Here is a 21,552-nt window from a genome sequence, read left to right as displayed (position 1 = left end):
GCCGGTACCGCGCCGTTCGTGCCTTGAACGGTGCACTGCGGCAAGTCCACCTCACCACCACTGCGCGACCAGCGGGATGAGCAGCGCGGCCAGCACCGCCTGCAAACCCATCGCCAACCCGGCGTAAGCACCCGCGTCGGCGTTGACCTGCAGCGCGCGTGCCGCACCAATGCCGTGGGACGCCGTGCCCAGTGCGAAGCCGCGCACGGTCCATCCTGCCCCCGACGTCGGCACGTGCAGCGCATCGAACAGGTATTTACCGCTGATGGCCCCCACCATGCCCGTGAGCACCGCGAACACCGCAGCCAGCGCGGGGATACCGCCGATTTGCTCGGCGATGCCCATGGCCACCGGCGCCGTGACCGATTTGGTGGTCAGCGAGCGCAAGACCTCGTTGGGCAGCTGCAACACCCACCCCAGCAGCCAGGCCGACCCCGCGGCGGCGGTGCCACCCACGAGCGCAGCCACCAACAACGGCCCCATGTGCCGGCGCAGCTGGGCTCGGCGCTGCCACAACGGCCATGCCAGCGCCACGACCGCCGGGCCGAGCAAGAAGTGGATGAACTGTGCGCCGGCGAAATACGTTGGGTAAGGCACGGCGGTGATCAGCAGCATGCTTGCGATGGCCAACACCGTCCACAACACCGGGTTGGCCCACGGGGTGTGCTGGCGCGCGGTGTAAAAAGCATGGGCCAGCGTGTAGATGGCCAGGGTTGCGGTCAGGCCGAACAGCGGCGTGCTCGACAGGTACACCCAGAGTTCGACGAAGCGGGGCATGGCTCTACTCACCCTGTGCGCGCAGCAGCGCGCGCAAGACCAACGCCGTCACGGCCAGACCGATCCACGTCGATACGATCACGACCAATAAGATCCACACGCCGTGCTGCGTGATCAGGCCCAAGTGCGTCACAACGCCCACGCCGACCGGCACGAACAGCAGCGATAGGTGGGCCAGCAGCAGGTTGGCGCATGCCGCGACAGGCTCGCGCACGCGTGCCCACCGCAGTGCGCCCAGCATCAGCACCATGCCGACCACGGGGCCAGGCAACGGCAGCTGCAGCGCGCGCACCAACAGCTCGCCGACGCCTTGCAACGCCAGCAACCACGTCAGGCCCTGCAGCACTTGCATGGTCCGATGGGGCCCGGATCAAAACCGCGGCAGGTTGGCCCACGGCAGCCGCCCGCCGCGCACCAGCATCTTGCCGTACTCGGCGCAGCGGTGCAGGGTGGGGATGACCTTGCCTGGGTTGAGCAGTTCGTGTTCGTCGAAGGCGCGCTTGAGCGCCTGCATCTGCGCGCGTTCCTCGGGGCTGAACTGCACGCACATGCTGTTGAGTTTTTCGACGCCGACGCCGTGCTCGCCGGTGACGGTGCCGCCCATCGCCACACTCGTTTCCAGGATGTCGGCACCAAAGGCTTCGGCGCGTTGCAATTGGTCCGGGTCGTTGGCGTCGAACAGGATCAGCGGGTGCAGGTTGCCGTCGCCAGCGTGAAAGACGTTGAGGCAGCGCAACCCGTACTTCGTCTCCATGGCCGCGATGGCCTGCAGCATTTCGCCCAGGCGTTTGCGCGGGATGGTGGAGTCCATGCACATGTAATCCGGGCTGATGCGCCCGCTGGCCGGGAAGGCGTTTTTGCGCCCGCTCCAAAAGCGCAGCCGCTCGGCTTCGTCGCGGCTGACGGCGATCGCGGTGGCGCCGGCGGCGCGCAGCACCGCGCTCATGCGCTCGATCTGTTCGGCCACTTCCTCCGGCGTGCCGTCGGACTCGCACAACAAGATGGCCTCGGCGTCGAGGTCGTAGCCGGCGTGCACGAAATCCTCCACCGCCGCGGTCATCGGTTTGTCCATCATCTCCAGGCCGGCGGGGATGATGCCCGCGCCGATGATGGCCGCCACCGCGTCGCCGGCGGCGCGCACGCTGTCAAAACTCGCCATGATGCAGCGCGCCAGCTGCGGCCGCGGGATCAGGCGCACCACCACTTCCACGACCACGGCCAGCATGCCTTCGGAGCCGACCACCAGCGGCAACAGATCCAGCCCCGGCGCATCGGGGGCGCGACTGCCAAAGGTCACCGGGTCCCCGGCCACCGTGTAGCCGCGTACCTGCAGCACATTGTGCACGGTCAGGCCGTACTTGAGGCAGTGCACGCCGCCAGAGTTCTCGGCGACGTTGCCGCCGATGGTGCAGGCGATCTGGCTGCTGGGATCGGGCGCGTAATACAAGCCGTAGGGGGCAGCCGCTTCGCTGATGGCCAGGTTGCGCACGCCCGCTTGCACGGTGGCGGTTTGCGCCAGGGGGTCGATGGCGACGATGCGGTTGAACTTGGCCAGGCTCAAGGTCACGCCCATGGGGTGCGGCATGGCCCCGCCTGACAGGCCCGTGCCCGCGCCGCGGGCCACCACCGGCACCTTGAGCAGGTGGCACGCGCGCAGCACAGCTTGCACCTGGTCTTCGGTTTCGGGCAGCGCCACGGCCAGCGGGCGCTGGCGGTAGGCGGTCAGGCCGTCGCACTCGTAAGGCGTGGTGTCCTCGTCGGTCCACAGCAACGCGTGGGCCGGCAGCACCGCTTGCAGCGCGCGCACCACCTCGGCCTGGCGGGCGGCGCGTTCGGCGGCGTCGGGGGGCAGGGCAGCGTTCATGGGCCGCAGTGTAGGGCAGTGCGCGCCGCGATGGGGCTGAAATCTTTGCCAAAACCCCTTGAAATGGCCGCCACGGACGCTATGTAATCGTCAGACGAATGACGGTGCCGCCCGCTGGTGTGGAGGCCGCGCGCGGTGCCGGGGACTGGGTGCCTCCACCATCGATTGCCAACGAGAGGAGTTGAACATGAGCAACCTGTTGCCGCGCCGTATGAGCCTGTTCGATGAATTCTTCCGCGACCTGGCGCCGGGCTTTTACATCCGGCCGCTGCACGGCGATCCGCTGCCGCAGCAAATCAAGGTCGATGTGAAGGAAAACGACCAAGCCTATATCATCTCGGCCGAAATGCCGGGGGTGGGCAAGGACAATATCCACATCACGGTGGAAAACAACGTGGTGACCATCGCCGCTCAAGTCAAGCAAGAAGACGCCCAGCGCGACGGCGAAAAGGTGCTGCACAGCGAGCGCTACTACGGCCAGGTGTCGCGCAGCTTTGCGCTGCCCAGCGACGTGGATGAGTCCGCGGCCAGCGCCAAGTACGACAACGGCGTGCTGACGCTGACCCTGCCCAAGAAGGTGACGGTGGCCGGCAAGCGCATCCGCATCGAGTGATGCGCCGCGGTGGCCGGTGCGGCCCGGGCATCGGCGGCTGCACCGGCGTCAGGCCAGCGCCTGACGCAGCCAGGCTGCGAAAGTGGCGCACTCCCAACGCTCCATCGCCCCGGCGCGCCAGCACAGGTAGTGGGCGTGCGGGCTGGGCACGTTGTGCGGGTACAGCCGCACCAGGGTGCCATGGTTCAGCCACGGCGCGCCGAGTTTGAGTCGCACCAGCGCCACGCCCATACCGGCGGCGGCGCCGTCGCACATCAAGCCGATGTCGTTGAACTGCGAGCCGTCGGTCGGCTCGGGCCAGTCCAAATGGTGCGCGGCAAACCACGTGCGCCACGGCTCCAACGGGCTGCGCAGCAGCGGCACGCCCTGCAGGTCCTGCGGCGTCTCGAACGGGCCGTGCTGGCGCACGAACGCTGGCGATGCGACCGGGGTGACCACATCCTTGAGGATGCAGATGAACTCCACGTCCTGGTAGCGCCCGGTGCCGAAGCGGATCGTCAGGTCGGCGTCTTCGGCCACCACGTCCAGCAGCGGGATGCTGACCTGCAGCGTGAGGTCGATCTCGGGGTAAGCCTCGGCAAACTGGTGCAGTCGCGGCATCAGGATGGAGCGCGCAAACGTGGGCGTGACCGCCAGCCTCAGCTTGCGCCGTCCGGGCGCGGCGTGCCGACTCGGAAAGCGCTGCAGCGCCGCCAAGGCTTCGCGCACCTGCGCCAGGTATTCGCTGCCTTCGGTGGTGAGCGAAAAATCGGCGCGACCAAAGAGCTTGACGCCCAGTTGCTCCTCCAGCTGGCGGATGCGATGGCTGACCGCGCTGGGGGTGACGCACAGCTCGTCGGCCGCTTGCGTGACGCTGCGCAGCCGCGCCAGGGCTTCGAACGTCAACAGGCACTGGATGGGCGGAATGCGGGGCGCGGGCATGGGGGCGGGGGCCGTTTAGCGGAACACAACGGTGCGCTGGCCGTTGAGCAGCACGCGGTGCTCACTGTGCCATTTGACGGCGCGCGCCAGCACCTGGCTTTCGGTGTCGCGGCCGATGGCGGTGAGGTCCTCGACCGTCATGCTGTGGTCCACGCGCGCCACATCCTGCTCGATGATGGGGCCTTCGTCCAGGTCGGCGGTGACGTAGTGCGCGGTGGCCCCGATCAGTTTGACGCCGCGCTCGTGCGCCTGGTGGTACGGCTTGGCGCCTTTGAAGCTGGGCAAAAAGCTGTGGTGGATGTTGATGGCGCGGCCCGCCAGGTGCTGGCACATGCCATCGGAGAGGATCTGCATGTAGCGTGCCAGCACCACCAGCTCGGCTTGTTCCGATTCGATGATGTCGAGCTGGCGTGCCTCGGCCTGCGCCTTGATGCCGGGGCTGACCGGAATGTGGTGAAACGGCACGTTGTAGCTGGCCGCGAGCTGGTAAAAGTCACGATGGTTGCTGATGATGGCGCGAATGTCCAGCCGCAGCAGACCGCTTTTCCAGCGAAACAGCAGGTCGTTGAGGCAGTGGCCCTGCTGGCTGACGAAGATGACGGTGCGCATGGGTTCGTGCCAGGGGTGCAGCCGGCAGTCCATGCCGTGCTGGTGACCAAAGTCCTGCACCGCGCCGCGCAGGGACGTCACCTCTTGCCCGGGGCAGGTGAACTGCACCCGCATGAAAAAGCGCCCACTGTCGCGGTCGTTGAATTGCGCGGCCTCTTCGATGTTGCCGCCCAGCTCCAGCAAAAAGCCCGACACCGCGTGCACGATGCCCGGCCGGTCTTGGCACGAAAGGGTCAGTACGTACGTATCTTGCATACCCGCCATTGTCGCAGCAGCGCCGTCCCGCAGTGCGGGCGGGGCGTTACGCGGCGGCTTCGGCGCGGGCGCGCTGCAGCACGTGCACCAGCGTGGTCAGGGCCTGGTTGACCGGCGCGCTCATGCCGTGCGCGTGCGCCCGTGCCACCACGTGGCCGTTGAGATGGTCGATCTCGGTGGGGTGGCCGCGCAGCAGGTCGCGCGCGGTGGACGACAACTGGGTGGCCATGCTGTGGGCGATGCGCTCGACCTCGGTGTGCAGCGCCGCAGCGTCGAGTGCGATGCCCTCGGCCGCGGCCACCGCCACGCACTCCTGCACCACCTGGTCCAGCAGCGCCGGCACGCCTGGCTGCGCCCACAGCCAGCCATAAGGCCGTGCGGCGATGGCTGAGAGCGCGTTGTAAGCGCAGTTGACGACGAGCTTGGACCACAGCGCCTGCGGCACCTGCGTCGACACCGAGGTCGGTACCTCCGCGTGCGCCAGCGCCGCCTGCACGCGCTCGGCGCCTGCAAACGGCGCCAGCACCAGCTCGCCGCGCCCGTGGTGGCGCACGTACCCCGGCGCCTCAACGCCTGCGGCCACATACACCACCACCGGCACCACGGGCCGCCCCAGCACGCGCGCCAGCCGCTGGGCGTTGTCCACGCCGTTTTGCAGGCTCAGCACCACCGTGTCGGCGCCCAGGTGGGGCCGCAGCGCCGCGCCCGCGGCTTCGGTGTCGCCGGATTTGACGCACACCAGCACCACGTCGGCGCCGGCGGCGGCCTGCGCGTCGCTGGCCACCGCCACGGGGATGCAGGCGTCGAACGTGGCGGTGTGCAGCCGCAGGCCACCCTGCGCTTGCACCGCGGCGACGAAGGCCGGCCGTCCGATCAGCACCACCGGCACGCCCGCGCGCGCCAGCAAGCCGCCGTAGTAGCCGCCGACGGCGCCTGCGCCCAACACGGCAAAGCGCGGCCAGGGGGCGGTGGGGTTGGGGTGGGTGTTCATGGGTGTGGTGCCGCAGGTGTAGGGTGAGACTGCTTAGGATAATGCGGTTGGCGTGCGCCAGCCCACCGGGCTGCGCGTCGCCCATCGTACAAGGAGGTTGATGTTGAGCCAGGAACACACTGGGTACGGGCCGCCGGTGCCGCTGGACGTGGTGATTTTGGCGGCGGGCAAAGGCACGCGCATGAAAAGCCGCACGCCCAAGGTGTTGCACCGCCTGGCGGGGCGGCCACTGCTCGGGCACGTGCTGGGGCTGGCGCAGGCGCTGGCGGCGCGGCAGGTGGTGGTGGTCACGGGGCACGAAGCCCAAGCCGTGCAGGCCGCGCTGCCGCAGCTGGCGCCGGGCCTGGCGGTGCGCCCGGTGTTGCAGCAGCCGCAGTTGGGCACGGGCCACGCGGTGCAGCAGGCCATGCCGGTGCTGGACGACGATGGCGTCGTGCTGGTGCTCAGCGGCGACGTGCCGCTGACCGCACCGGCCACGCTGCAGGCGCTGCTGCAGGCGCAGGCGGCGGCCGGTGCCCAGCACGCGCTGGCGCTGCTGACGGTGACGATGGACGACCCCCACGGCTACGGGCGCGTGCTGCGCGATGCGCAGGGGCGCATCACCGCCATTGTCGAAGAGAAGGATGCCAGCGCCGAGCAGCGCCGCATCACCGAGGTGTACAGTGGTATCTTGGCCGCCCCGGCAGCCCGGCTGCGGGCATGGCTGCAGCGGCTTGACAACCGCAACGCCCAGGGCGAGTACTACCTGACCGATGTGGTGCGCCACGCGGTGGCCGACGGCGCGGCGGTGGTGGCGCACCGCATCGACGACGTGGTGCAGGTGGCTGGCGTCAACAGTCCGGCGCAGCTCGCGGCGCTGGAGCGCGCTCACCAGCGTCGCGTGGCCGAGGCGCTGCTGGCGCAAGGGGTGCGGCTGGTCGACCCCGCGCGGCTCGACGTGCGTGGCGAGCTGGTGTGCGCGCCCGATGTCGACATCGACGTCGGCTGCGTCTTTGAAGGCCGCGTCGAACTGGGCGAGGGCGTGCGCGTGGGTGCGTACTGCGTCGTGGCCAACGCCCGCATCGAGGCCGGCGCGCAGCTCGCCCCGTTCACGCACATCGACGGCGGGCGCGAAGGCGTCGTGGTGGGGCCGCGCGCCCAGGTGGGACCGTTTGCCCGCCTGCGGCCGGGCGCGCAGCTCGGCCCGGAGGTGCACGTGGGCAACTTTGTCGAGATCAAAAACAGCACGCTGGCCGCAGGGGCCAAGGCCAACCACCTGGCCTACCTGGGCGATGCCACCGTGGGCGAGCGCGTCAACTACGGCGCTGGCAGCATCACCGCCAATTACGACGGCGCACGCAAGCACCGCACCGTCATCGGCGACGACGTGCACGTGGGCAGCAACTGCGTGCTGGTGGCGCCGGTGACGCTGGGGGCGGGGGGCACGATCGGCGCCGGCAGCACGATCACCAAGGACACACCCCCGGGGGCGCTGACCGTGGCGCGCGCCAAGCCCGTCACGGTGCCGGGCTGGCAGCGCCCGCGCAAGGGCGGCAGCGCATCATCCTGACGGTGCCGGTGCGCCGCGCCGTGCTTACCAGCCCCATAGGTACTCCGCGGCGGCCCACACCGGCTGGCCGTTGGGGCCACGCAGCTGTACCCAGTCGCCTGCGCGGCGCAGCGTGGGGAGCACGTCGCCGTAACGTGCCGTGCCGACCACGGGGTGTTGGGTGCCTGGCCCGCTGCGCAGGTTGAGCACGCGCGCCCGCACCACATGATGGCGGGCGGGACCGGTCAGCGCCGCGGCCACCCAGCCTTCATCACCCTCGAAGTCGCGCACCTGCAGCCAGCTGCCTTGCCGTTGCAGCACCTGCAAGGGGAAGCCCCGGCGCAGTTGCCAGCGCACCTCGGTGTCGGTGCCCGGCCCCGCACGCAGGTTGGCCACCGCGGCACGCACGCTGACGAGCTCCTGCGCGGCGGTGACCAGCGGCGCCGCCAGCAGCGCCACGACCAATGCGGCGTGGCCCACCCAGCCGGTCAAGTGTTTCATCGTGTGCCTCCACCGGTGACCGAACTCCGCATCATCATACGTCACCCACCATGGCCGTGGGCAGCGGCAGACGCGGGTCGAATTTGGCACGGTGCACGCTGAAGTAGGCCTTGACGTGGCGCACGTTGCCAGCCTGGGTGAACAGGCGCTGCGCCAGCGCGTGGTACGCGGCCATGTCGGGCACCGCGACCACCAGCACGAAGTCCGGCCCGGCGCTGACGCGGTAGCACTGCTGCACCGCGCGTTCGGCCACGGCGCGTTGCTCGAACGCCTGCAGGTGCTCCGCGCCCTGTTGCTCCAGCGCCACTTCGACGATGGCGGTCAGGCCCTGCCCGAGCCAGGCGGCCAAGCGCTCGGGGCGCAGCACGACGGTGTGGCGCTCGATCAGGCCAAGCTGCTGCAGCCGGCGTATCCGCCGCAGCGCCGTGGGGGCTGACACGCCGCAGCGTTGCCCCAGCGCCGCCCACGACAGGCTGGCATCGTCTTGCAGCGCGTCCAGCAGCGCGATGTCGATCGCATCGATGGAAGAATCTTTCATGGAAATGTCTTTGGTAAAATATTAAGTACAAATTCTATCTTCACGAAATATTATTCCAAAAACAAGCATTAATCAAAAACACACGTCGGGTTGGCCGGCGTACGCTGCGCCCCATCCGTACCACCAAGGAGGTCAACGTTATGTGTGGCATTGTCGGGGCGGTGGCCACCGCCGACATTGTGGGCGTGCTGGTGCAGGGCTTGCAGCGGCTGGAATACCGCGGCTACGACTCGTGCGGGTTGGCGCTGCATCTGGGGGCGCCGTTGGCCGATGGCGCGGCGCCGGGGCGCGGGCTGTGGCGGGCGCGCAGCACCGCGCGCGTGTCCGAGCTGGCCGCGCAGGTGCAGGGGGTGGCGGCGGCCACCGGCATCGCCCACACGCGCTGGGCGACGCACGGCGCCCCGGCGGTGCACAACGCCCACCCGCACGTCAGCCATGGGCCGGGCGCCGCGGCGGGGCAGCGCCCGGCGCGCGTGGCGCTGGTGCACAACGGCATCATCGAGAACCACGACGCGCTGCGCGCCGAGTTACAAGCCCTGGGCTACGTGTTCGAAAGCCAGACCGACACCGAGGTCATCGCGCACCTGATCGACAGCCTGTACACGGGCGACCTGGCCGAAGCCGTGCACCGCGCGGCGCAGCGCTTGCAGGGTGCGTACGCGATCGCCGTGCTGCACCACGACGAGCCGCAGCGCCTGGTGGGCGCGCGCGCGGGCTCGCCGCTGGTGTTGGGCGTGGGTACCGGGGGCGATGGCGTGCCCGCGCCGCTGTACCTGGCCAGCGACGCGTTGGCGCTGGCCGGCGTTACCGACCGCTTCGTCTTTTTGGCCGAAGGCGACGTGGTCGATATCCAGTTGGGCCGCTGGCGTGTGCTGGGGCGCGACGGCACCCGGCTGGACGACGCGCAGCGGCCGATCAAGACCGTGCAGGTCGGCAGCCAGGACGTGGCGTTGGGCCCCTACCGGCATTACATGCAAAAAGAAATTTTTGAGCAGCCCCGTGCCCTGGCCGACACGCTGGAGGGGGTGGAGGGCATCGTGCCCGAGCTGTTCGACGACCACGGCGTGCGCTCGCGCGCCGCGTGGCGCGTGTTCGACACCACCCAGCGCGTGCTGATCCTGGCCTGCGGCACCAGCTACTACGCCGGCTGCGTGGCGCGCTATTGGCTGGAGGCCATCGCGGGGGTGCCCACCACGGTGGAGATTGCCAGCGAGTACCGCTACCGCACCAGCGTCCCCGAGCCCGGCACGCTGGTCGTCACGATCAGCCAAAGCGGCGAGACTGCCGACACGTTGGCCGCGCTGCGCCACGCGCAAGCGCTGGGCCTGACCGACACGCTGACCATCTGCAACGTGGCCACCAGCGCCATGGTGCGCGAGTGCGAGCTGGCCTACGTCACGCGCGCTGGGGTGGAAATCGGTGTGGCCAGCACCAAGGCCTTCACGACCCAACTGGCGGCGCTGTTTTTGCTGACGCTGGCGCTGGCGCAGCGCAAGGGGCGGCTCAGCCCCGAGCAAGAGGCGCAGCACCTGCGCGCCATGCGCCACCTGCCGGCGGCGCTGCAGGCGGTGCTGGCGCTGGAGCCGCAGGTCATCCGCTGGGCCGAGGACTTCGCGGCCAAAGAGCATGCGCTGTTTTTGGGGCGTGGGCTGCACTACCCGATCGCGCTGGAAGGCGCGCTCAAGCTCAAGGAAATCAGCTACATCCACGCCGAGGCATACCCCGCGGGCGAGCTCAAGCACGGGCCGCTGGCGCTGGTGACCAGCGCCATGCCGGTGGTGACGGTGGCGCCCAACGACGCGTTGCTGGAAAAGCTCAAGAGCAACATGCAGGAAGTGCGCGCGCGCGGCGGCGTGCTGTACGTGCTGGCCGACGCCGACACCCACATCACCGCCAGCGAGGGGCTGCACGTGATTCGCATGCCGGAGCACTACGGCGCGCTCAGCCCTATCCTGCACGTGGTGCCGCTGCAGCTGCTGGCCTACCACACCGCGTGCCTGCGCGGCACCGATGTCGACAAGCCGCGCAACCTGGCCAAGAGCGTCACGGTGGAGTGATGCGGTCGCCTCTTGACAGCTTGGCTACGCTGGTGGGGTGGGGCTGCGTTGGCATGGGCGGCCGTGCGGGGCGGTTCCCCGCGGGCTGGTTGGTGGGCCGATCCGCGACGCGCCCGATCAGGAGGTACGGTGCATGAAGCTTTGGGGCGATGTTCTTGGGATGACCAATGTGCGCCGACGCCCGTGGCTGGCGGCCGCCGGTGCGGTGGCCCTGAGCGTGGCGCTGCCCGTGCGGGCGCAGGCGCCCTTGCCGGTGGTGACCAGTTTCAGCATTCTGGCCGATTTGGTGCGGCAGGTGGGCGGCGAGCGCGTGCAGGTGCGCGCGCTGGTGGGGCCACAGGCCGACGCGCACGCCTACCACCCGACGCCGGCCGACGTGCGGGCGGTGAGCGCGGCGCGTTTGCTGGTTGCCAATGGCCTTGGTTTTGAGGGGTGGCTGGAGCGGCTGATGCGCAGCGCCGGCTACCGCGGCGAGCTGCTGCGCGTCACCGACGGGTTGACACCGTTGCCGGCCGCCGGGGCTGGCAAGCGCGACGCGGTCCACGCGCACGGTCACGATCACGATGACGGCGAGCATGACCCGCACGCGTGGCAGGACGTGCGCAATGTTTTGCATTACGTCCAGCGCATCGAGCAGGCGCTGTGCCGGCTGGACGCGGGCGGGTGCGCCGGGTACCGGCAGCGCGCGGCCGACTACCGCGCCCGGTTGCAAGCGCTGGACGACGAGATCCGCGCGGCTTGGCAGGCCATCCCCGCCGCGCAGCGCAAGGTGGTGACCTCGCACGATGCCTTTCGCTACTACGCGCAGGCCTATGGGGTGACGTTTTTGCCTGCCCAGGGCGTGAGCACGGCCAGCGAGCCATCCGCCGCGGCGGTGGCGCGGTTGATCCGCCACATCAAGGCCGAGGGCGTGCGCGCGGTGTTTGTCGAGCGCTTGAGCGACCCACGCCTGGTCGAGCGCATCGCGCGCGAAGCCGGCGTGCGTCCGTCGCGGCAGCCGTTGTATTCCGACGCCTTGTCGACCCCCGAGGGACCGGCGCCGGACTACATCGCGCTGATGCGGCACAACACGCGCGTGCTCACCGAGGCCATCCGCGGCGCAGGCGGCTGAGCCCGCGCCGCTACACCACGCGCACGGTGGCGGGCGCGCCGGGCGGCAGCGCCTCCACCCGGCCGATGACCCAGCCGGGTTGCCCTTGCGCGGCGGCCAACGCCGCCTGCACCGCGTCCAGCGCCTGCGGCGCGCACGCCACCAGCAGCCCGCCGCTGGTTTGCGGGTCGGTCAAGATGGCTTGCAGGGTGCCGCGCTCGTCCGCGGCCACGGCGCCAAGGTCCACCGCGTCGCCGTAACTGGCCCAGTTGCGTCCCGCAGCGCCGGTGGCCACCCCTTGCGCCAGCAACGTGCGGCTGATCGGCAGCACCGGCAACGCGCTGGCCTGCACGGTGGCCTGCACCGCCGCGGCGCGGCAGACCTCCAGCAGGTGCCCGGCCAGACCAAACCCGGTCACGTCCGTCATCGCGTGCACGTCCGGCAACGCCCCTAGGGTGGCACCGGCGCGGTTGAGCAGCGTCGTCCAGCGGCGCATCTCCTGGTAACCATCGGCGCTGAGCAGGCCCTTTTTGAGCGCCGCCGACAGCACCCCGATGCCCAGCGGTTTGCCCAGCACCAGCACATCGCCCGGCTGCGCGCCGGCGTTGGTTTTGAGCCGCGCCGGGTGCACCGTGCCGATGGCGGCCAGCCCGTAGATCGGCTCCACCGTGTCGATCGAGTGGCCGCCCGCCAGCACCACGCCCGCTTGGCGGCACACGTCGGCGCCGCCCTGCAACACGCGCCCGATCACCTCGTGCGGCAGTTGGTTGACCGGCATGCCCACCAGCGCCAGCGCCAGCAGCGGCTCACCGCCCATCGCGTACACGTCGGACAGCGCGTTGGTGGCGGCGATGGCGCCAAAGTCGTAGGCGTCGTCCACCACGGGCGTGAAAAAGTCGGTCGTGGCCACCAGCGCCAAGTCGTCGCGCAGGCGGTAGACTGCCGCATCGTCGCTGGTGGCCGTGCCCACCAGAAGCTCCGGCGGCATCAGGTGCGCCGGCACCTGGGCCAGCAGGCGTTGCAGCACGGCGGGGGCGATTTTGCAGCCACAGCCGCCGCCGTGGGCCCACTGGGTCAGCCGGTTGGGGTCGCGTGCTTCGCTGGACATGGTGTCGCTCGGGGTGGATGGAGGTTGACTGTCAACACACAGGCCCGCCACCGCATTGGAATCGCAGCCATGGCCCATGCACCCGCTATTGTGACGCTCGACGCGCTGCACGCGTTCGACACCGTGCTGGACGCGCGCAGCCCCGCCGAGTACGCGCTGGACCATATCCCCGGTGCGGTCAGCGCCCCGGTGCTCAGCGATGACGAGCGCCGCATTGTCGGCACCCTGTACAAGCAGCGCGGTCCGTTTGAGGCCCGCCGCCTGGGTGGCGTGTGGGTGGCGCGCAACATCGCGCAGCACGTGCAGCGTCTGATGGCTGACAAGCCCGCCGCATGGCGGCCGTTGGTGTACTGCTGGCGCGGTGGGCAGCGCAGCGGCGCCTTCGTGCTGTGGCTGCGGCAAATCGGCTGGGCAGCGGCGCAGCTCCAGGGTGGCTACAAAGCGTACCGGCGCTGGGTGGTGCAGCAGCTCGACGCGCTGCCGCCACGGCTGACGTGGCGGGTGCTGGCCGGCCCCACCGGCAGCGGCAAGACGCGGCTGCTGCACGCGCTGGCGCAGCAAGGCGCGCAGGTGCTGGATCTGGAGGGGCTGGCGCATCACCGCGGCTCGATCCTGGGGGCGTGGCCCGACGGTCAGCCACAACCCAGCCAAAAAGCGTTCGACAGCGCCTTGGTCGACGCGCTGCGCCGCCTGGAGCCGACGCGGCCCGTGTGGGTTGAAGCAGAAAGTCGCAAAATCGGCACGGTGCAACTGCCCACGACGCTGGCCGACGCCATCCAGCGTGCGCCGCGCGTCGAGCTTGAAGTGCCCTTTGCCGCTCGCCTGGCGCTGGTGCGGCAGGACTATGCCTGGCTGGGCCGCGACCCCGAGGCGCTGGCGCAGCGGCTGGCGGCCCTGCGCGGCCTGCACCCCAACGACACGCTGCAACGCTGGCAGCAGTGGGCCCGCCAGGGGCGGCTGGACGAGTTGTTCGCCGAGTTGATGGCGCTGCACTACGACCCGCTGTACCGCCGGGCGCTGCCGCGTGGTGTCGCCACGACGGTGTGGCCGCTGCCGGACGTGACGCCCGCGACGCTGCAGGCCACCGCGTGTGCGTGGGTGGCCGCGCACCCTTGAGGACCGAATGCCGCGTCAACCGGCGGCGGACGCCCCGGGCCCCAACGCGTCGATGCGGTCGCTGATGACGGCGTCCAGCTCCCAGCGCAGCAGCTGATCGGCGCGGCGCGCACTGTTGACCGTGTAGGCCAGCGTGCGGTAGCCGGCGGCGCGCTGCTGCTGCAGCAACGTGCGCGTCCACAGACGGTGGTTGAGCACCACCGCCACGCAGCCCAGGCTGCGCGCCACCGCCCAGCAGCCGGGCCACAGGGTGTCGAGCAGCAGCCCGCGCGGCAGGTGCGGGCAGGTGGCCTGGGCGGCCTGCAGCGCCGCCGGCTGGAACGAGGTCAGCAGCGGCCACGGCGGGCCGCCGGGCGTGCCCGCGCCGTGGTCGCGCCACAGCGCGTCCACCGCCTGCGCCACGGCGGCGCCGGTGGCGGCCTCGGTGCCGGGGGTAGGCTTGATCTCCAGGTTGAGCAGCGCCCCGCGCGGCAGCGCCCAGGCCACCAGCCGGTCCAGCCGCAGCAGCGGCTCGCCGGCAAACGCGGGGCTGTGCCAGCCGCCGGCGTCCAGCCGGGCCAGCGCGTCCCACGCCTGCTCACCGGCGACGCCGTGGCCGTTGGTGGTGCGCTCCAGTGTCGCGTCGTGCAGCAAAAACGGCACCCCGTCGGCGCTGAGCTTGACGTCGCACTCGAAGGCGCGCCAGCCGTGGCGCCAGCCGAGCTCGAACGCAGCCAGGGTGTTTTCCGGGGCCAGCTTGCCGGCGCCGCGGTGCGCGATCCAGCGCGGCCACGGCCACGCCGGCATGGCGTTGGTGGTGGGGGCGTCGAGGTCGGCGGCCATGGGCCTTACCCCACGCGCTGGCCGCTGGCGCGGTCGAACTGGTGCGCGCGCTCGGGCAGCGGTTGCACGTGCAGCACGTCGCCCGGCGCCGGGTGGCAGGGGTCGGATTCGGCCACGCGCACCGTGATCGCCTGCCCGTGCGTGTGGCCGTGGATCAGCCGCTCGGCCCCAAGCAGCTCCACCGCCTCCACGGTGACCGGCCAGCCCTCGCTGCCAACGCGCAGGTGCTCGGGCCGAATACCCAGCCAACGCCCTGCCTGGCTGCCGGGCACATCGTGCAACAGGTTCATCGCCGGCGAGCCGATGAAGGTGGCCACGAACGTGGTCGCCGGGCGGTGGTACACCTCCTCCGGCGTGCCAAACTGCTCCATGCGGCCGGCGTTCATCACCATCACGCGCTGTGCCAGCGTCATCGCCTCGACCTGGTCGTGGGTCACGAACAGGCTGGTGATGCCCAGCGTGCGGTGCAGCTTTTGGATTTCGAGCCGGGTTTGCACGCGCAGCTTGGCGTCCAGGTTGGACAGCGGCTCGTCGAACAAAAACACCTGCGGGTGGCGCACGATGGCGCGGCCCATGGCCACGCGCTGGCGCTGCCCGCCCGACAACTGCCGCGGCTTGCGCTGCAGCAGGTGGCCCAGCTCCAGGATGCGCGCAGCTTCTTCGACGCGACGGCGGATGTCGTCGCGCGGCACGCCACGCAGCTTCAGGCCGTAGGCCATGTTGTCGAACACGCTCATGTGCGGGTACAGCGCGTAGTTTTGGAACACCATCGCGATGTCGCGCGCCGCGGGCTCCAGATCGTTGACCACGCGCTGGCCGATGCGGATCGTGCCCGCGGAGATGGTTTCCAGCCCCGCCACCATGCGCAGCAGCGTGGATTTGCCGCAGCCCGAGGGGCCGACGATGACCACGAACTCGCCGTCGCCGATCTCGGCGCTGAGGCCATGGATCGCGGTGACGTGCTGACGGCCGTGTTCGTAGCGTTTGACGACGTTGTCGAAGTGCAGGGATGCCATGAGGGTTGGGGTTATTTCTCGCTGTCCACCAGGCCTTTGACGAACCACTTTTGCATCGCCAGCACGACGATGGCCGGTGGCAGCATGGCCAGCATCGCGGTGGCCATGACGATGTTCCACTCGGTGTAGGCCTCACCGGTGATGAGCCGCTTGATGCCGAGCACGATTGGGTACATCGACTCGTCGGTGGTGACCAGCAGCGGCCACAGGTACTGATTCCAGCCGTAGATGAATTGGATCACGAACAGCGCCGCCATCGAGGTGCGCGACATCGGCAGCAGCACATCCCAGAAAAACCGCATCGGGCCGGCACCATCGACCCGCGCGGCCTCGACCAACTCGTCCGGGATGGTCATGAAAAACTGCCGGAACAAAAACGTCGCCGTGGCCGAGGCGATCAGTGGCACCGTCAGGCCGGCGTAGGTGTTGAGCAGCCCCAGGCTGGCGATGACCTCGTAGGTGGGGCCGATGCGCACCTCCACCGGCAGCATCAGCGTGACGAAGATGGCCCAAAACACCAGCTTGCGCAGCGGGAAGCGAAAGTACACGATGGCAAACGCCGACAGCAGCGAGATCGCGATCTTGCCCAGCGCGATGGTCAACGCCATCGCCAGGCTGACGCCCATCATCGGCAGTCCCGGCGCAAAGCGGCTGCCGGCGCTGGTCTCGCCACCGAGCAGCGCCAGGCGGTAGTTGGTCAGCATCTGGTCGCCGGGCAGCAGCGACAGCGGGGTGCTGGTGGCGATCTGTTCGGCGCTTTGCGTCGAGGCCACCCACGTCAGGTACACCGGAAAGGCGATCACCGCCACGCCCAGCAGCAACAGGGCGTGGGCCAAGGCGTCGAGCCAGGGACGTCGTTCAACCATGGTGCTTTGGGGGTCAGTATTGGACTTTGCGCTCGATGTAGCGGAACTGCACCACGGTCAGCGCGATGACGATGGCCATCAGCACGACCGACTGCGCGGCCGAGCCACCCAGGTCCAGCGCTTTGAAGCCGTCGTAATACACCTTGTAGACGAGGATGGCGGTGTCCTTGCCGGGGCCGCCCTGCGTGGTGGCGTCAACGATGGCAAACGTGTCAAAAAACGCGTAGACGACGTTGATGACCAGCAGGAAAAACGTCGTCGGCGACAGCAGCGGAAAGACAATGGTCCAAAAGCGCCGCCAGGGGCTGGCGCCGTCCAACGTGGCCGCTTCGATCAGCGAGCGCGGGATGGCTTGCAGTCCCGCCAGGAAAAACAAAAAGTTGTACGACACCTGCTTCCACACCGCGGCCAGCACGATCAGTGTCAGCGCGTGCTGGCTGTTGAGGCGGTGGTTCCATTCGATGCCGACGTGTTGCAGCGCCCAGGCCACCACGCCCATCGGCGAGGCGAACATGAACATCCACAGCACACCGGCCACCGCCGGCGCCACCGCGTAGGGCCAGATCAGCAGCGTGCGGTACCAGCGCGCGCCGCGCACGACGCGGTCGGCCATCACCGCCAGCAGCAGCGACACCGCCAGCCCCACCACTGCCACCAGCGCGGAAAAGACCGCGGTGACCTGAAACGACTGCAGGTAGGTCTCGTCGGCCAGCAGCCGGCGGAAGTTGTCCAGCCCGACGAAGGTGACGCTGCCGCCGAAGGCGTCTTGCTCCAGCACGCTTTGCAGCAGCGCCTGCGCCGCCGGCCAAAAGAAAAACACCCCGACGATGGCCAGTTGCGGCGCCACCAGCAGCCACGGCAGCCAGCGGGCGTGGAAGTGAACCCGTTTATCCACGCCGCGCCGTCACAGTTTGCCTTGGTTGGCGCGCTGGAAGCGCTCCAGTTGTTCGTTGCCACGGCGCACCGCGTCGTCCAGCCCCTGCTTGGCGCTCTTTTTGCCGGCCCAGACCTGCTCCATCTCCTCGTCGATGATGGTGCGGATCTGCACGAAGTTGCCCAAGCGGATGCCGCGCGACTTGTCGGTGGTTTGGCGGATCATCTGCTCCACCGAGACGTCGGTGCCGGGGTTTTGCTTGTAAAAGCCCGATTTTTCGGTCAACTCGTAGGCTGCCTTGGTCACCGGCAGGTAGCCGGTGCGCTGGTGGCTCTTGGCCGCCACCTCGGGCTTGGACAGGTGCGCCAGGAACTGGGCCACGCCCTTGTAGTCGGCGTCCTTTTTGCCCGCCATCACCCACAGGCTGGCGCCGCCAATGACGGTGTTTTGCGGCGCGCCGGGCACGTCGGGGTAGTACGGCAGCGTGGAAATGCCGAAGTCGAACTTGGCGTTGCGCTTGACGTTGCCGTACAGCGCCGACGAGCCGGTCATCATCGCGCACTCGCCCGAGACGTAGGTGGCATCGGCCGCGTTGCCGCGCCCTTTGTAGACAAACAAGCCTTGTTTGGCCATGTTGGCCAGGTTTTCGATGTGGCGCACGTGCAGCGGGCTGTTGAAGGCCAGCCGCGCGTCCAGACCGCCAAAGCCGTTGTTCTTGGTGGCGAACTCGACGTTGTGCCACGCCGAGAAGCTTTCCAGCTGCGTCCAGCTCTGCCAGCTGGTCGTGAAGGGGCACTTGTGGCCGCTGGCTTTGAGCTTGGCCGCGGCCAGGGCCACCTCCGGCCAGCTCTTGGGCGCCTTGTTGGGGTCCAGCCCGGCGGCCTTGAAGGCGTCCTTGTTGTAGTGCAACACCGTGGTCGAGCTGTTGAACGGGAAGCTCAGCATCTGGCCGTTGGGGGCGGTGTAGTAGCTCTTGACGGCGTCCACGTAGGCGTTGGGGTCGAAGGACACGCCGGCCTTTTTCATCACCTCGGCCACCGGCACGATGGCGTTGCGGCTGGCCATCATCGTGGCGGTGCCCACTTCGAACACCTGCAGGATGTGCGGCGCGTTGCCGGCGCGAAACGCCGCGATGGCCGCGGTCATCGACTCGTCGTAGCTGCCCTTGAAGACCGGCACCACTTTGTAGTCCTTCTGGCTGGCGTTGAACTCAGCGGCCAGGTCGTTGACCCATTCGCCCAAGGCGCCACCCATCGAGTGCCACCAGACGATTTCGGTTTGGGCGTGGGCGCTGGCGATGCCAGCAGCGGCCAGCGTGGCGGCCATCAGGCGCTTGAGCGGCAGTGTCATCACGGCTCCTTGATCAGATAGAGATGTAAAACGAACCTTCACACGAAAGGCTACGCGAGTATGCGAACGCCGGATGACAGTTTAGTGACATCCAGCCCCGCGCTCCAAGGGAACTAGGGGTTTGTCCGGGGGTGGCAGGCGTTGCAGCCAGTCCGCCACGGCCGCGCGCTGCGCCGCTTCCAGGTGCAGCCCCAGCTTGGTGCGGCGCCACAGCACGTCGTCGGCGTCGCGCGCCCATTCGCGCCGGTGCAGGTGTTGCAGCTCGGCTTCGAACAGGCCGGGGGCGACTTGGCGCCCGAGGTCGTGCGGTTCGCGCGCCGGCTCCAGCCAGTCCAGCGCCAGCGTGCCGTAGGCGCGCGCCCAACGGTGAACCACGGCGGCGTCAAGCCACGGCCAGCGCCGCTGCAGGTGCGCGCGGTAGCGTTGCAGGGCCTGCATCGGCGTCGCGCACGGGCCAACGACGCGCTCCAGATCGCCGCCGGGCAGCGGTGCCGCGCGGGTCCAAGGCGCGCCGCGCAAGGCCAGCGGCGCGGCCAAGCGCTGGGCCGCTTCCTCGGCCAGCGTGCGAAAGGTGGTGATTTTGCCGCCCCACACCGTCAGCAACGGCGCGCCCGCGGTGTCGAGCTCCAGGCGGTAGTCGCGCGTGACGGCCGCCGGGTTGCCGTGCTCGTCGTCCAGCAGCGGACGCACGCCGCTGTAGTGCCACACCACGTCGTCGGGGGTGATGGCGCGACGAAAGTAGCGGCTGACTTCGGCGCACAGGTAGGCGGTTTCATCGGCGTCGATGGCCACCGCGTCCAGGCCGGCGTGATGCTCCACGTCGGTGGTGCCCACCAGCGTGTAGCGCTGCTCGTACGGGATGGCGAAGATGACGCGCCGGTCGCGCGCCTGCAGCAGGTACGCAGCGTCGTGAGCGAACAGGCGCGGCACCACGATGTGGCTGCCGCGCACCAGGCGCAGGTGGCGCCGCGGGGGCAGGCCGGCGTGTTCGCGCAGCAGTTGCTCGGCCCACGGACCGGCGGCGTTGACGACGGCGCGCGTGCGCACCGTGGCGGGGGCGCCGCCATCGGGCTGCAGCGTGACCATCCAGTGCTGCGCGTGCCGCTGCAGCCCGGTGCAGCGCGTGCGCGGCGCCACCACCGCACCGCGCTGGGCGGCGTCCAGCGCGTTGAGCACCACCAGGCGTGCGTCGTCCACCCAGCCATCGGCGTAGGCAAAGGCGCGCGTCCAGCCGTCGCGCAGCGGCTGGCCGGCGGGGTGCTGACGCAGGTCCAACGCCGTGCTGGCCGGCAGCAGCTCGCGCCGCGCCAGGTGGTCGTACAGCCACAGCCCGATGCGAATCATCCACGCCGGGCGCATCCCAGGGTCGTGTGGCATCACGAAGGTCAGCGGCTGGATCAGGTGCGGCGCGGCGCGCAGCAGCACCTCGCGTTCCTGCAGCGCCTTGCGCACCAGACCAAACTCACCGTACTCCAGGTAGCGCAGCCCGCCGTGGATCAGCTTGGTAGACGCCGATGACGTGTGCGCCGCGAGGTCGTGTTGCTCGACCAGCAACACCCGTGCGCCACGGCCGGCCAGGTCGCGTGCGATGCCACAGCCGTTGATGCCGCCGCCGACGACCACAACGTCGTACAGTGGGCCCTGGAGAGGGAGCGCGGGGGCGTTGGTGTCCATCGGTGAAGTCAGGCGCAAGGTGGGCACGCCAACCAGGTCGAGGTCGCGCGGGGATGGTTTGATTGTATCCGGTAATGTTCGTTTATGTTGCTTGTTGGGGTGTATCCCGATGGGCGTTGCCCCCGCCACGCGGCACAATGGCAGGCCATGCACGAACCCACCGTCGGGCGCCGGCGACGCGCCCTCAACCCCCGCCAAAGCGAGTTGTTGGCCGCCGTGCGCCAGGCCGGCGCCTTGTCGATCGAGGCGCTGGCGCAGCGCTTTGGGGTCACGCTGCAAACCGTGCGGCGCGACGTGCGCCAACTGGAGCAGCTGGGCCTGTTGGCGCGCTTCCACGGCGGGGTGCGCACGCCGGTGTCCACGGTGGAAAACCTGGCCTACACCCAGCGCCAGACGCCCAACGCCGCGGCCAAGGAAGCCATCGCCCGCACCGTGGCGCGCGACGTGCCGCCGGGCTGTTCGCTGATGATCAACCTTGGCACCACCACCGAGGCGGTGGCGCGCGCCTTGGTCAACCACCGGGGGCTGCGCGTCATCACCAACAACCTCAACGTCGCCGCCATCCTGGCCGACAACCCCGACTGCGAGGTCGTCATCGCCGGCGGGGTGGTGCGCGCGCGCGACCGCGGCATTGTCGGCGAGGTCACGATCGACTTTTTGCGCCAGTTCCGCGTCGACATCGCGCTGATTGGCATCTCCGGCATCGAGGCCGACGGCACGCTGCGCGACTACGACGTGCGCGAAGTGCGGGTCGCACGCACGATCATCGAGCACGCGCGCCAGGTCTGGCTGTGCGCCGACCACAGCAAGTTTGGCCGCCCGGCCATGGTGGAGGTGGGCCACATCGGCGAGCTGACGCGGGTCTACACCGACCGCGCGCCGCCGGCACCGTTTGACGCCATGCTGCGCGAGGCCGACGTGGCCTGCGTCGTGGCGGCGGCGGGCTGAAGCGGGCACCCCCACAAGCGACGAGGAGCATCCG

General features: G+C 69.5%; 21 protein-coding genes. 6 read left to right on the top strand and 15 right to left on the bottom strand.

Annotated elements, in window-relative coordinates; all coding sequences use genetic code 11:
* Positions 1–51: 51 nt before the first annotated feature.
* The 3 genes from Taqua_RS02680 to Taqua_RS02670 are packed head-to-tail and all read right to left on the bottom strand — an operon-like array spanning position 52 to position 2,641.
* A complete protein-coding gene (locus tag Taqua_RS02680; protein WP_144324496.1) occupies positions 52–777 on the bottom strand; it encodes an LrgB family protein in 726 nt (241 codons plus the stop codon).
* A gap of 4 nt (positions 778–781) precedes the next feature.
* On the bottom strand, positions 782–1,129 hold the full coding sequence (locus tag Taqua_RS02675) for a CidA/LrgA family protein (RefSeq protein ID WP_144324494.1): 348 nt from the start codon (positions 1,127–1,129) through the stop codon (positions 782–784).
* An 18-nt stretch (positions 1,130–1,147) separates the two neighbouring features.
* Entirely contained in the window at positions 1,148–2,641 is a 1,494-nt protein-coding gene (locus Taqua_RS02670) for an FAD-linked oxidase C-terminal domain-containing protein (RefSeq protein WP_144324492.1), read from the bottom strand.
* 187 nt (positions 2,642–2,828) lie between these two features.
* On the opposite strand from Taqua_RS02670, the gene Taqua_RS02665 reads away from it, so the two are divergent.
* Positions 2,829–3,254 (top strand): Hsp20/alpha crystallin family protein, encoded by a 426-nt coding sequence (locus Taqua_RS02665; protein ID WP_144324490.1) that lies wholly within the window; start codon positions 2,829–2,831, stop codon positions 3,252–3,254.
* Between the two features lie 48 nt (positions 3,255–3,302).
* Here Taqua_RS02665 and Taqua_RS02660 read toward each other — a convergent pair whose 3' ends face one another.
* Genes Taqua_RS02660 through Taqua_RS02650 form a run of 3 tightly spaced genes read right to left on the bottom strand, consistent with a single transcriptional unit; the run spans position 3,303 to position 6,030 of the window.
* Positions 3,303–4,175, bottom strand: coding sequence for a LysR substrate-binding domain-containing protein (locus Taqua_RS02660; protein ID WP_144324488.1), 873 nt, complete (start codon positions 4,173–4,175; stop codon positions 3,303–3,305).
* Between the two features lie 15 nt (positions 4,176–4,190).
* On the bottom strand, positions 4,191–5,039 hold the full coding sequence (purU, locus tag Taqua_RS02655) for a formyltetrahydrofolate deformylase (protein WP_144324486.1): 849 nt from the start codon (positions 5,037–5,039) through the stop codon (positions 4,191–4,193).
* Positions 5,040–5,085: 46 nt separating this feature from the next.
* Entirely contained in the window at positions 5,086–6,030 is a 945-nt protein-coding gene (locus tag Taqua_RS02650) for a ketopantoate reductase family protein (protein WP_144324484.1), read from the bottom strand.
* Between the two features lie 103 nt (positions 6,031–6,133).
* On the opposite strand from Taqua_RS02650, the gene glmU reads away from it, so the two are divergent.
* Positions 6,134–7,579, top strand: coding sequence for a bifunctional UDP-N-acetylglucosamine diphosphorylase/glucosamine-1-phosphate N-acetyltransferase GlmU (glmU, locus tag Taqua_RS02645; protein WP_281287759.1), 1,446 nt, complete (start codon positions 6,134–6,136; stop codon positions 7,577–7,579).
* 24 nt (positions 7,580–7,603) lie between these two features.
* On the opposite strand, the gene Taqua_RS02640 is transcribed toward glmU, so the two are convergent.
* The gene (locus Taqua_RS02640; RefSeq protein ID WP_144324481.1) at positions 7,604–8,059 is read right to left on the bottom strand and encodes an SH3 domain-containing protein; all 456 of its coding nucleotides are present in this window, start codon (positions 8,057–8,059) and stop codon (positions 7,604–7,606) included.
* Positions 8,060–8,093: 34 nt separating this feature from the next.
* On the bottom strand, positions 8,094–8,597 hold the full coding sequence (locus Taqua_RS02635; RefSeq protein WP_185969539.1) for an Lrp/AsnC family transcriptional regulator: 504 nt from the start codon (positions 8,595–8,597) through the stop codon (positions 8,094–8,096).
* 140 nt (positions 8,598–8,737) lie between these two features.
* Here Taqua_RS02635 and glmS point away from each other — a divergent pair, with 140 nt between their 5' ends.
* Both glmS and Taqua_RS02625 read left to right on the top strand, forming a co-directional pair.
* A complete protein-coding gene (gene glmS / locus Taqua_RS02630) occupies positions 8,738–10,654 on the top strand; it encodes a glutamine--fructose-6-phosphate transaminase (isomerizing) (protein ID WP_144324477.1) in 1,917 nt (638 codons plus the stop codon).
* 160 nt (positions 10,655–10,814) lie between these two features.
* A complete protein-coding gene (locus Taqua_RS02625) occupies positions 10,815–11,765 on the top strand; it encodes a metal ABC transporter substrate-binding protein (RefSeq protein WP_144324475.1) in 951 nt (316 codons plus the stop codon).
* Between the two features lie 10 nt (positions 11,766–11,775).
* Here the strand turns inward: Taqua_RS02625 and selD are convergent, their stop codons facing one another.
* Positions 11,776–12,852 (bottom strand): selenide, water dikinase SelD, encoded by a 1,077-nt coding sequence (gene selD, locus Taqua_RS02620; protein ID WP_144324473.1) that lies wholly within the window; start codon positions 12,850–12,852, stop codon positions 11,776–11,778.
* Between the two features lie 69 nt (positions 12,853–12,921).
* On the opposite strand from selD, the gene mnmH reads away from it, so the two are divergent.
* Positions 12,922–13,968, top strand: a complete 1,047-nt coding sequence (gene mnmH, locus Taqua_RS02615; RefSeq protein WP_144324471.1) for a tRNA 2-selenouridine(34) synthase MnmH — start codon at positions 12,922–12,924, stop codon at positions 13,966–13,968.
* 15 nt (positions 13,969–13,983) lie between these two features.
* On the opposite strand, the gene ugpQ is transcribed toward mnmH, so the two are convergent.
* The 6 genes from ugpQ to glpD form a co-directional block, all read right to left on the bottom strand.
* Positions 13,984–14,790: a glycerophosphodiester phosphodiesterase gene (gene ugpQ, locus Taqua_RS02610; protein ID WP_246094588.1), complete on the bottom strand. Its 807-nt coding sequence runs from the start codon at positions 14,788–14,790 to the stop codon at positions 13,984–13,986.
* Positions 14,791–14,795: 5 nt separating this feature from the next.
* Complete coding sequence (gene ugpC, locus Taqua_RS02605; protein ID WP_144324469.1) at positions 14,796–15,806, bottom strand: sn-glycerol-3-phosphate ABC transporter ATP-binding protein UgpC; 1,011 nt, start codon at positions 15,804–15,806, stop codon at positions 14,796–14,798.
* 11 nt (positions 15,807–15,817) lie between these two features.
* A complete protein-coding gene (gene ugpE, locus Taqua_RS02600) occupies positions 15,818–16,672 on the bottom strand; it encodes a sn-glycerol-3-phosphate ABC transporter permease UgpE (protein WP_144324467.1) in 855 nt (284 codons plus the stop codon).
* Positions 16,673–16,685: 13 nt separating this feature from the next.
* A complete protein-coding gene (gene ugpA, locus Taqua_RS02595) occupies positions 16,686–17,567 on the bottom strand; it encodes a sn-glycerol-3-phosphate ABC transporter permease UgpA (protein ID WP_144324465.1) in 882 nt (293 codons plus the stop codon).
* Between the two features lie 9 nt (positions 17,568–17,576).
* On the bottom strand, positions 17,577–18,896 hold the full coding sequence (ugpB, locus tag Taqua_RS02590) for a sn-glycerol-3-phosphate ABC transporter substrate-binding protein UgpB (RefSeq protein WP_246094587.1): 1,320 nt from the start codon (positions 18,894–18,896) through the stop codon (positions 17,577–17,579).
* An 81-nt stretch (positions 18,897–18,977) separates the two neighbouring features.
* Positions 18,978–20,570 carry a glycerol-3-phosphate dehydrogenase gene (gene glpD / locus Taqua_RS02585; RefSeq protein WP_144324463.1) on the bottom strand — a complete coding sequence of 531 codons (1,593 nt, stop codon included), beginning with the start codon at positions 20,568–20,570 and terminating at the stop codon, positions 18,978–18,980.
* Positions 20,571–20,717: 147 nt separating this feature from the next.
* Here glpD and Taqua_RS02580 point away from each other — a divergent pair, with 147 nt between their 5' ends.
* Positions 20,718–21,518, top strand: coding sequence for a DeoR/GlpR family DNA-binding transcription regulator (locus Taqua_RS02580; RefSeq protein ID WP_144324461.1), 801 nt, complete (start codon positions 20,718–20,720; stop codon positions 21,516–21,518).
* Positions 21,519–21,552 lie beyond the last annotated feature (34 nt).

It is taken from the genome of Tepidimonas aquatica (assembly GCF_007556585.1).
Classification (GTDB): domain Bacteria; phylum Pseudomonadota; class Gammaproteobacteria; order Burkholderiales; family Burkholderiaceae_C; genus Tepidimonas; species Tepidimonas aquatica.
The sequence above is the reverse complement of the archived record's forward strand: the minus strand, read 5'-3'. Positions and strand labels throughout refer to the sequence as shown.

What these genes read in the sequence shown, in the direction of transcription:
- Taqua_RS02680 (WP_144324496.1), bottom strand. Translation starts at nt 777, where the DNA reads ATGCCCCGCTTCGTCGAACTCTGGGTGTACCTGTCGAGCACGCCGCTG.
- Taqua_RS02675 (WP_144324494.1), bottom strand. Translation starts at nt 1,129, where the DNA reads ATGCAAGTGCTGCAGGGCCTGACGTGGTTGCTGGCGTTGCAAGGCGTC.
- Taqua_RS02670 (WP_144324492.1), bottom strand. Translation starts at nt 2,641, where the DNA reads ATGAACGCTGCCCTGCCCCCCGACGCCGCCGAACGCGCCGCCCGCCAG.
- Taqua_RS02665 (WP_144324490.1), top strand. Translation starts at nt 2,829, where the DNA reads ATGAGCAACCTGTTGCCGCGCCGTATGAGCCTGTTCGATGAATTCTTC.
- Taqua_RS02660 (WP_144324488.1), bottom strand. Translation starts at nt 4,175, where the DNA reads ATGCCCGCGCCCCGCATTCCGCCCATCCAGTGCCTGTTGACGTTCGAA.
- purU (WP_144324486.1), bottom strand. Translation starts at nt 5,039, where the DNA reads ATGCAAGATACGTACGTACTGACCCTTTCGTGCCAAGACCGGCCGGGC.
- Taqua_RS02650 (WP_144324484.1), bottom strand. Translation starts at nt 6,030, where the DNA reads ATGAACACCCACCCCAACCCCACCGCCCCCTGGCCGCGCTTTGCCGTG.
- Taqua_RS02640 (WP_144324481.1), bottom strand. Translation starts at nt 8,059, where the DNA reads ATGAAACACTTGACCGGCTGGGTGGGCCACGCCGCATTGGTCGTGGCG.
- Taqua_RS02635 (WP_185969539.1), bottom strand. Translation starts at nt 8,597, where the DNA reads ATGAAAGATTCTTCCATCGATGCGATCGACATCGCGCTGCTGGACGCG.
- glmS (WP_144324477.1), top strand. Translation starts at nt 8,738, where the DNA reads ATGTGTGGCATTGTCGGGGCGGTGGCCACCGCCGACATTGTGGGCGTG.
- Taqua_RS02625 (WP_144324475.1), top strand. Translation starts at nt 10,815, where the DNA reads ATGACCAATGTGCGCCGACGCCCGTGGCTGGCGGCCGCCGGTGCGGTG.
- selD (WP_144324473.1), bottom strand. Translation starts at nt 12,852, where the DNA reads ATGTCCAGCGAAGCACGCGACCCCAACCGGCTGACCCAGTGGGCCCAC.
- mnmH (WP_144324471.1), top strand. Translation starts at nt 12,922, where the DNA reads ATGGCCCATGCACCCGCTATTGTGACGCTCGACGCGCTGCACGCGTTC.
- ugpQ (WP_246094588.1), bottom strand. Translation starts at nt 14,790, where the DNA reads ATGGCCGCCGACCTCGACGCCCCCACCACCAACGCCATGCCGGCGTGG.
- ugpC (WP_144324469.1), bottom strand. Translation starts at nt 15,806, where the DNA reads ATGGCATCCCTGCACTTCGACAACGTCGTCAAACGCTACGAACACGGC.
- ugpE (WP_144324467.1), bottom strand. Translation starts at nt 16,672, where the DNA reads ATGGTTGAACGACGTCCCTGGCTCGACGCCTTGGCCCACGCCCTGTTG.
- ugpB (WP_246094587.1), bottom strand. Translation starts at nt 18,896, where the DNA reads ATGACACTGCCGCTCAAGCGCCTGATGGCCGCCACGCTGGCCGCTGCT.
- glpD (WP_144324463.1), bottom strand. Translation starts at nt 20,570, where the DNA reads ATGGACACCAACGCCCCCGCGCTCCCTCTCCAGGGCCCACTGTACGAC.
- Taqua_RS02580 (WP_144324461.1), top strand. Translation starts at nt 20,718, where the DNA reads ATGCACGAACCCACCGTCGGGCGCCGGCGACGCGCCCTCAACCCCCGC.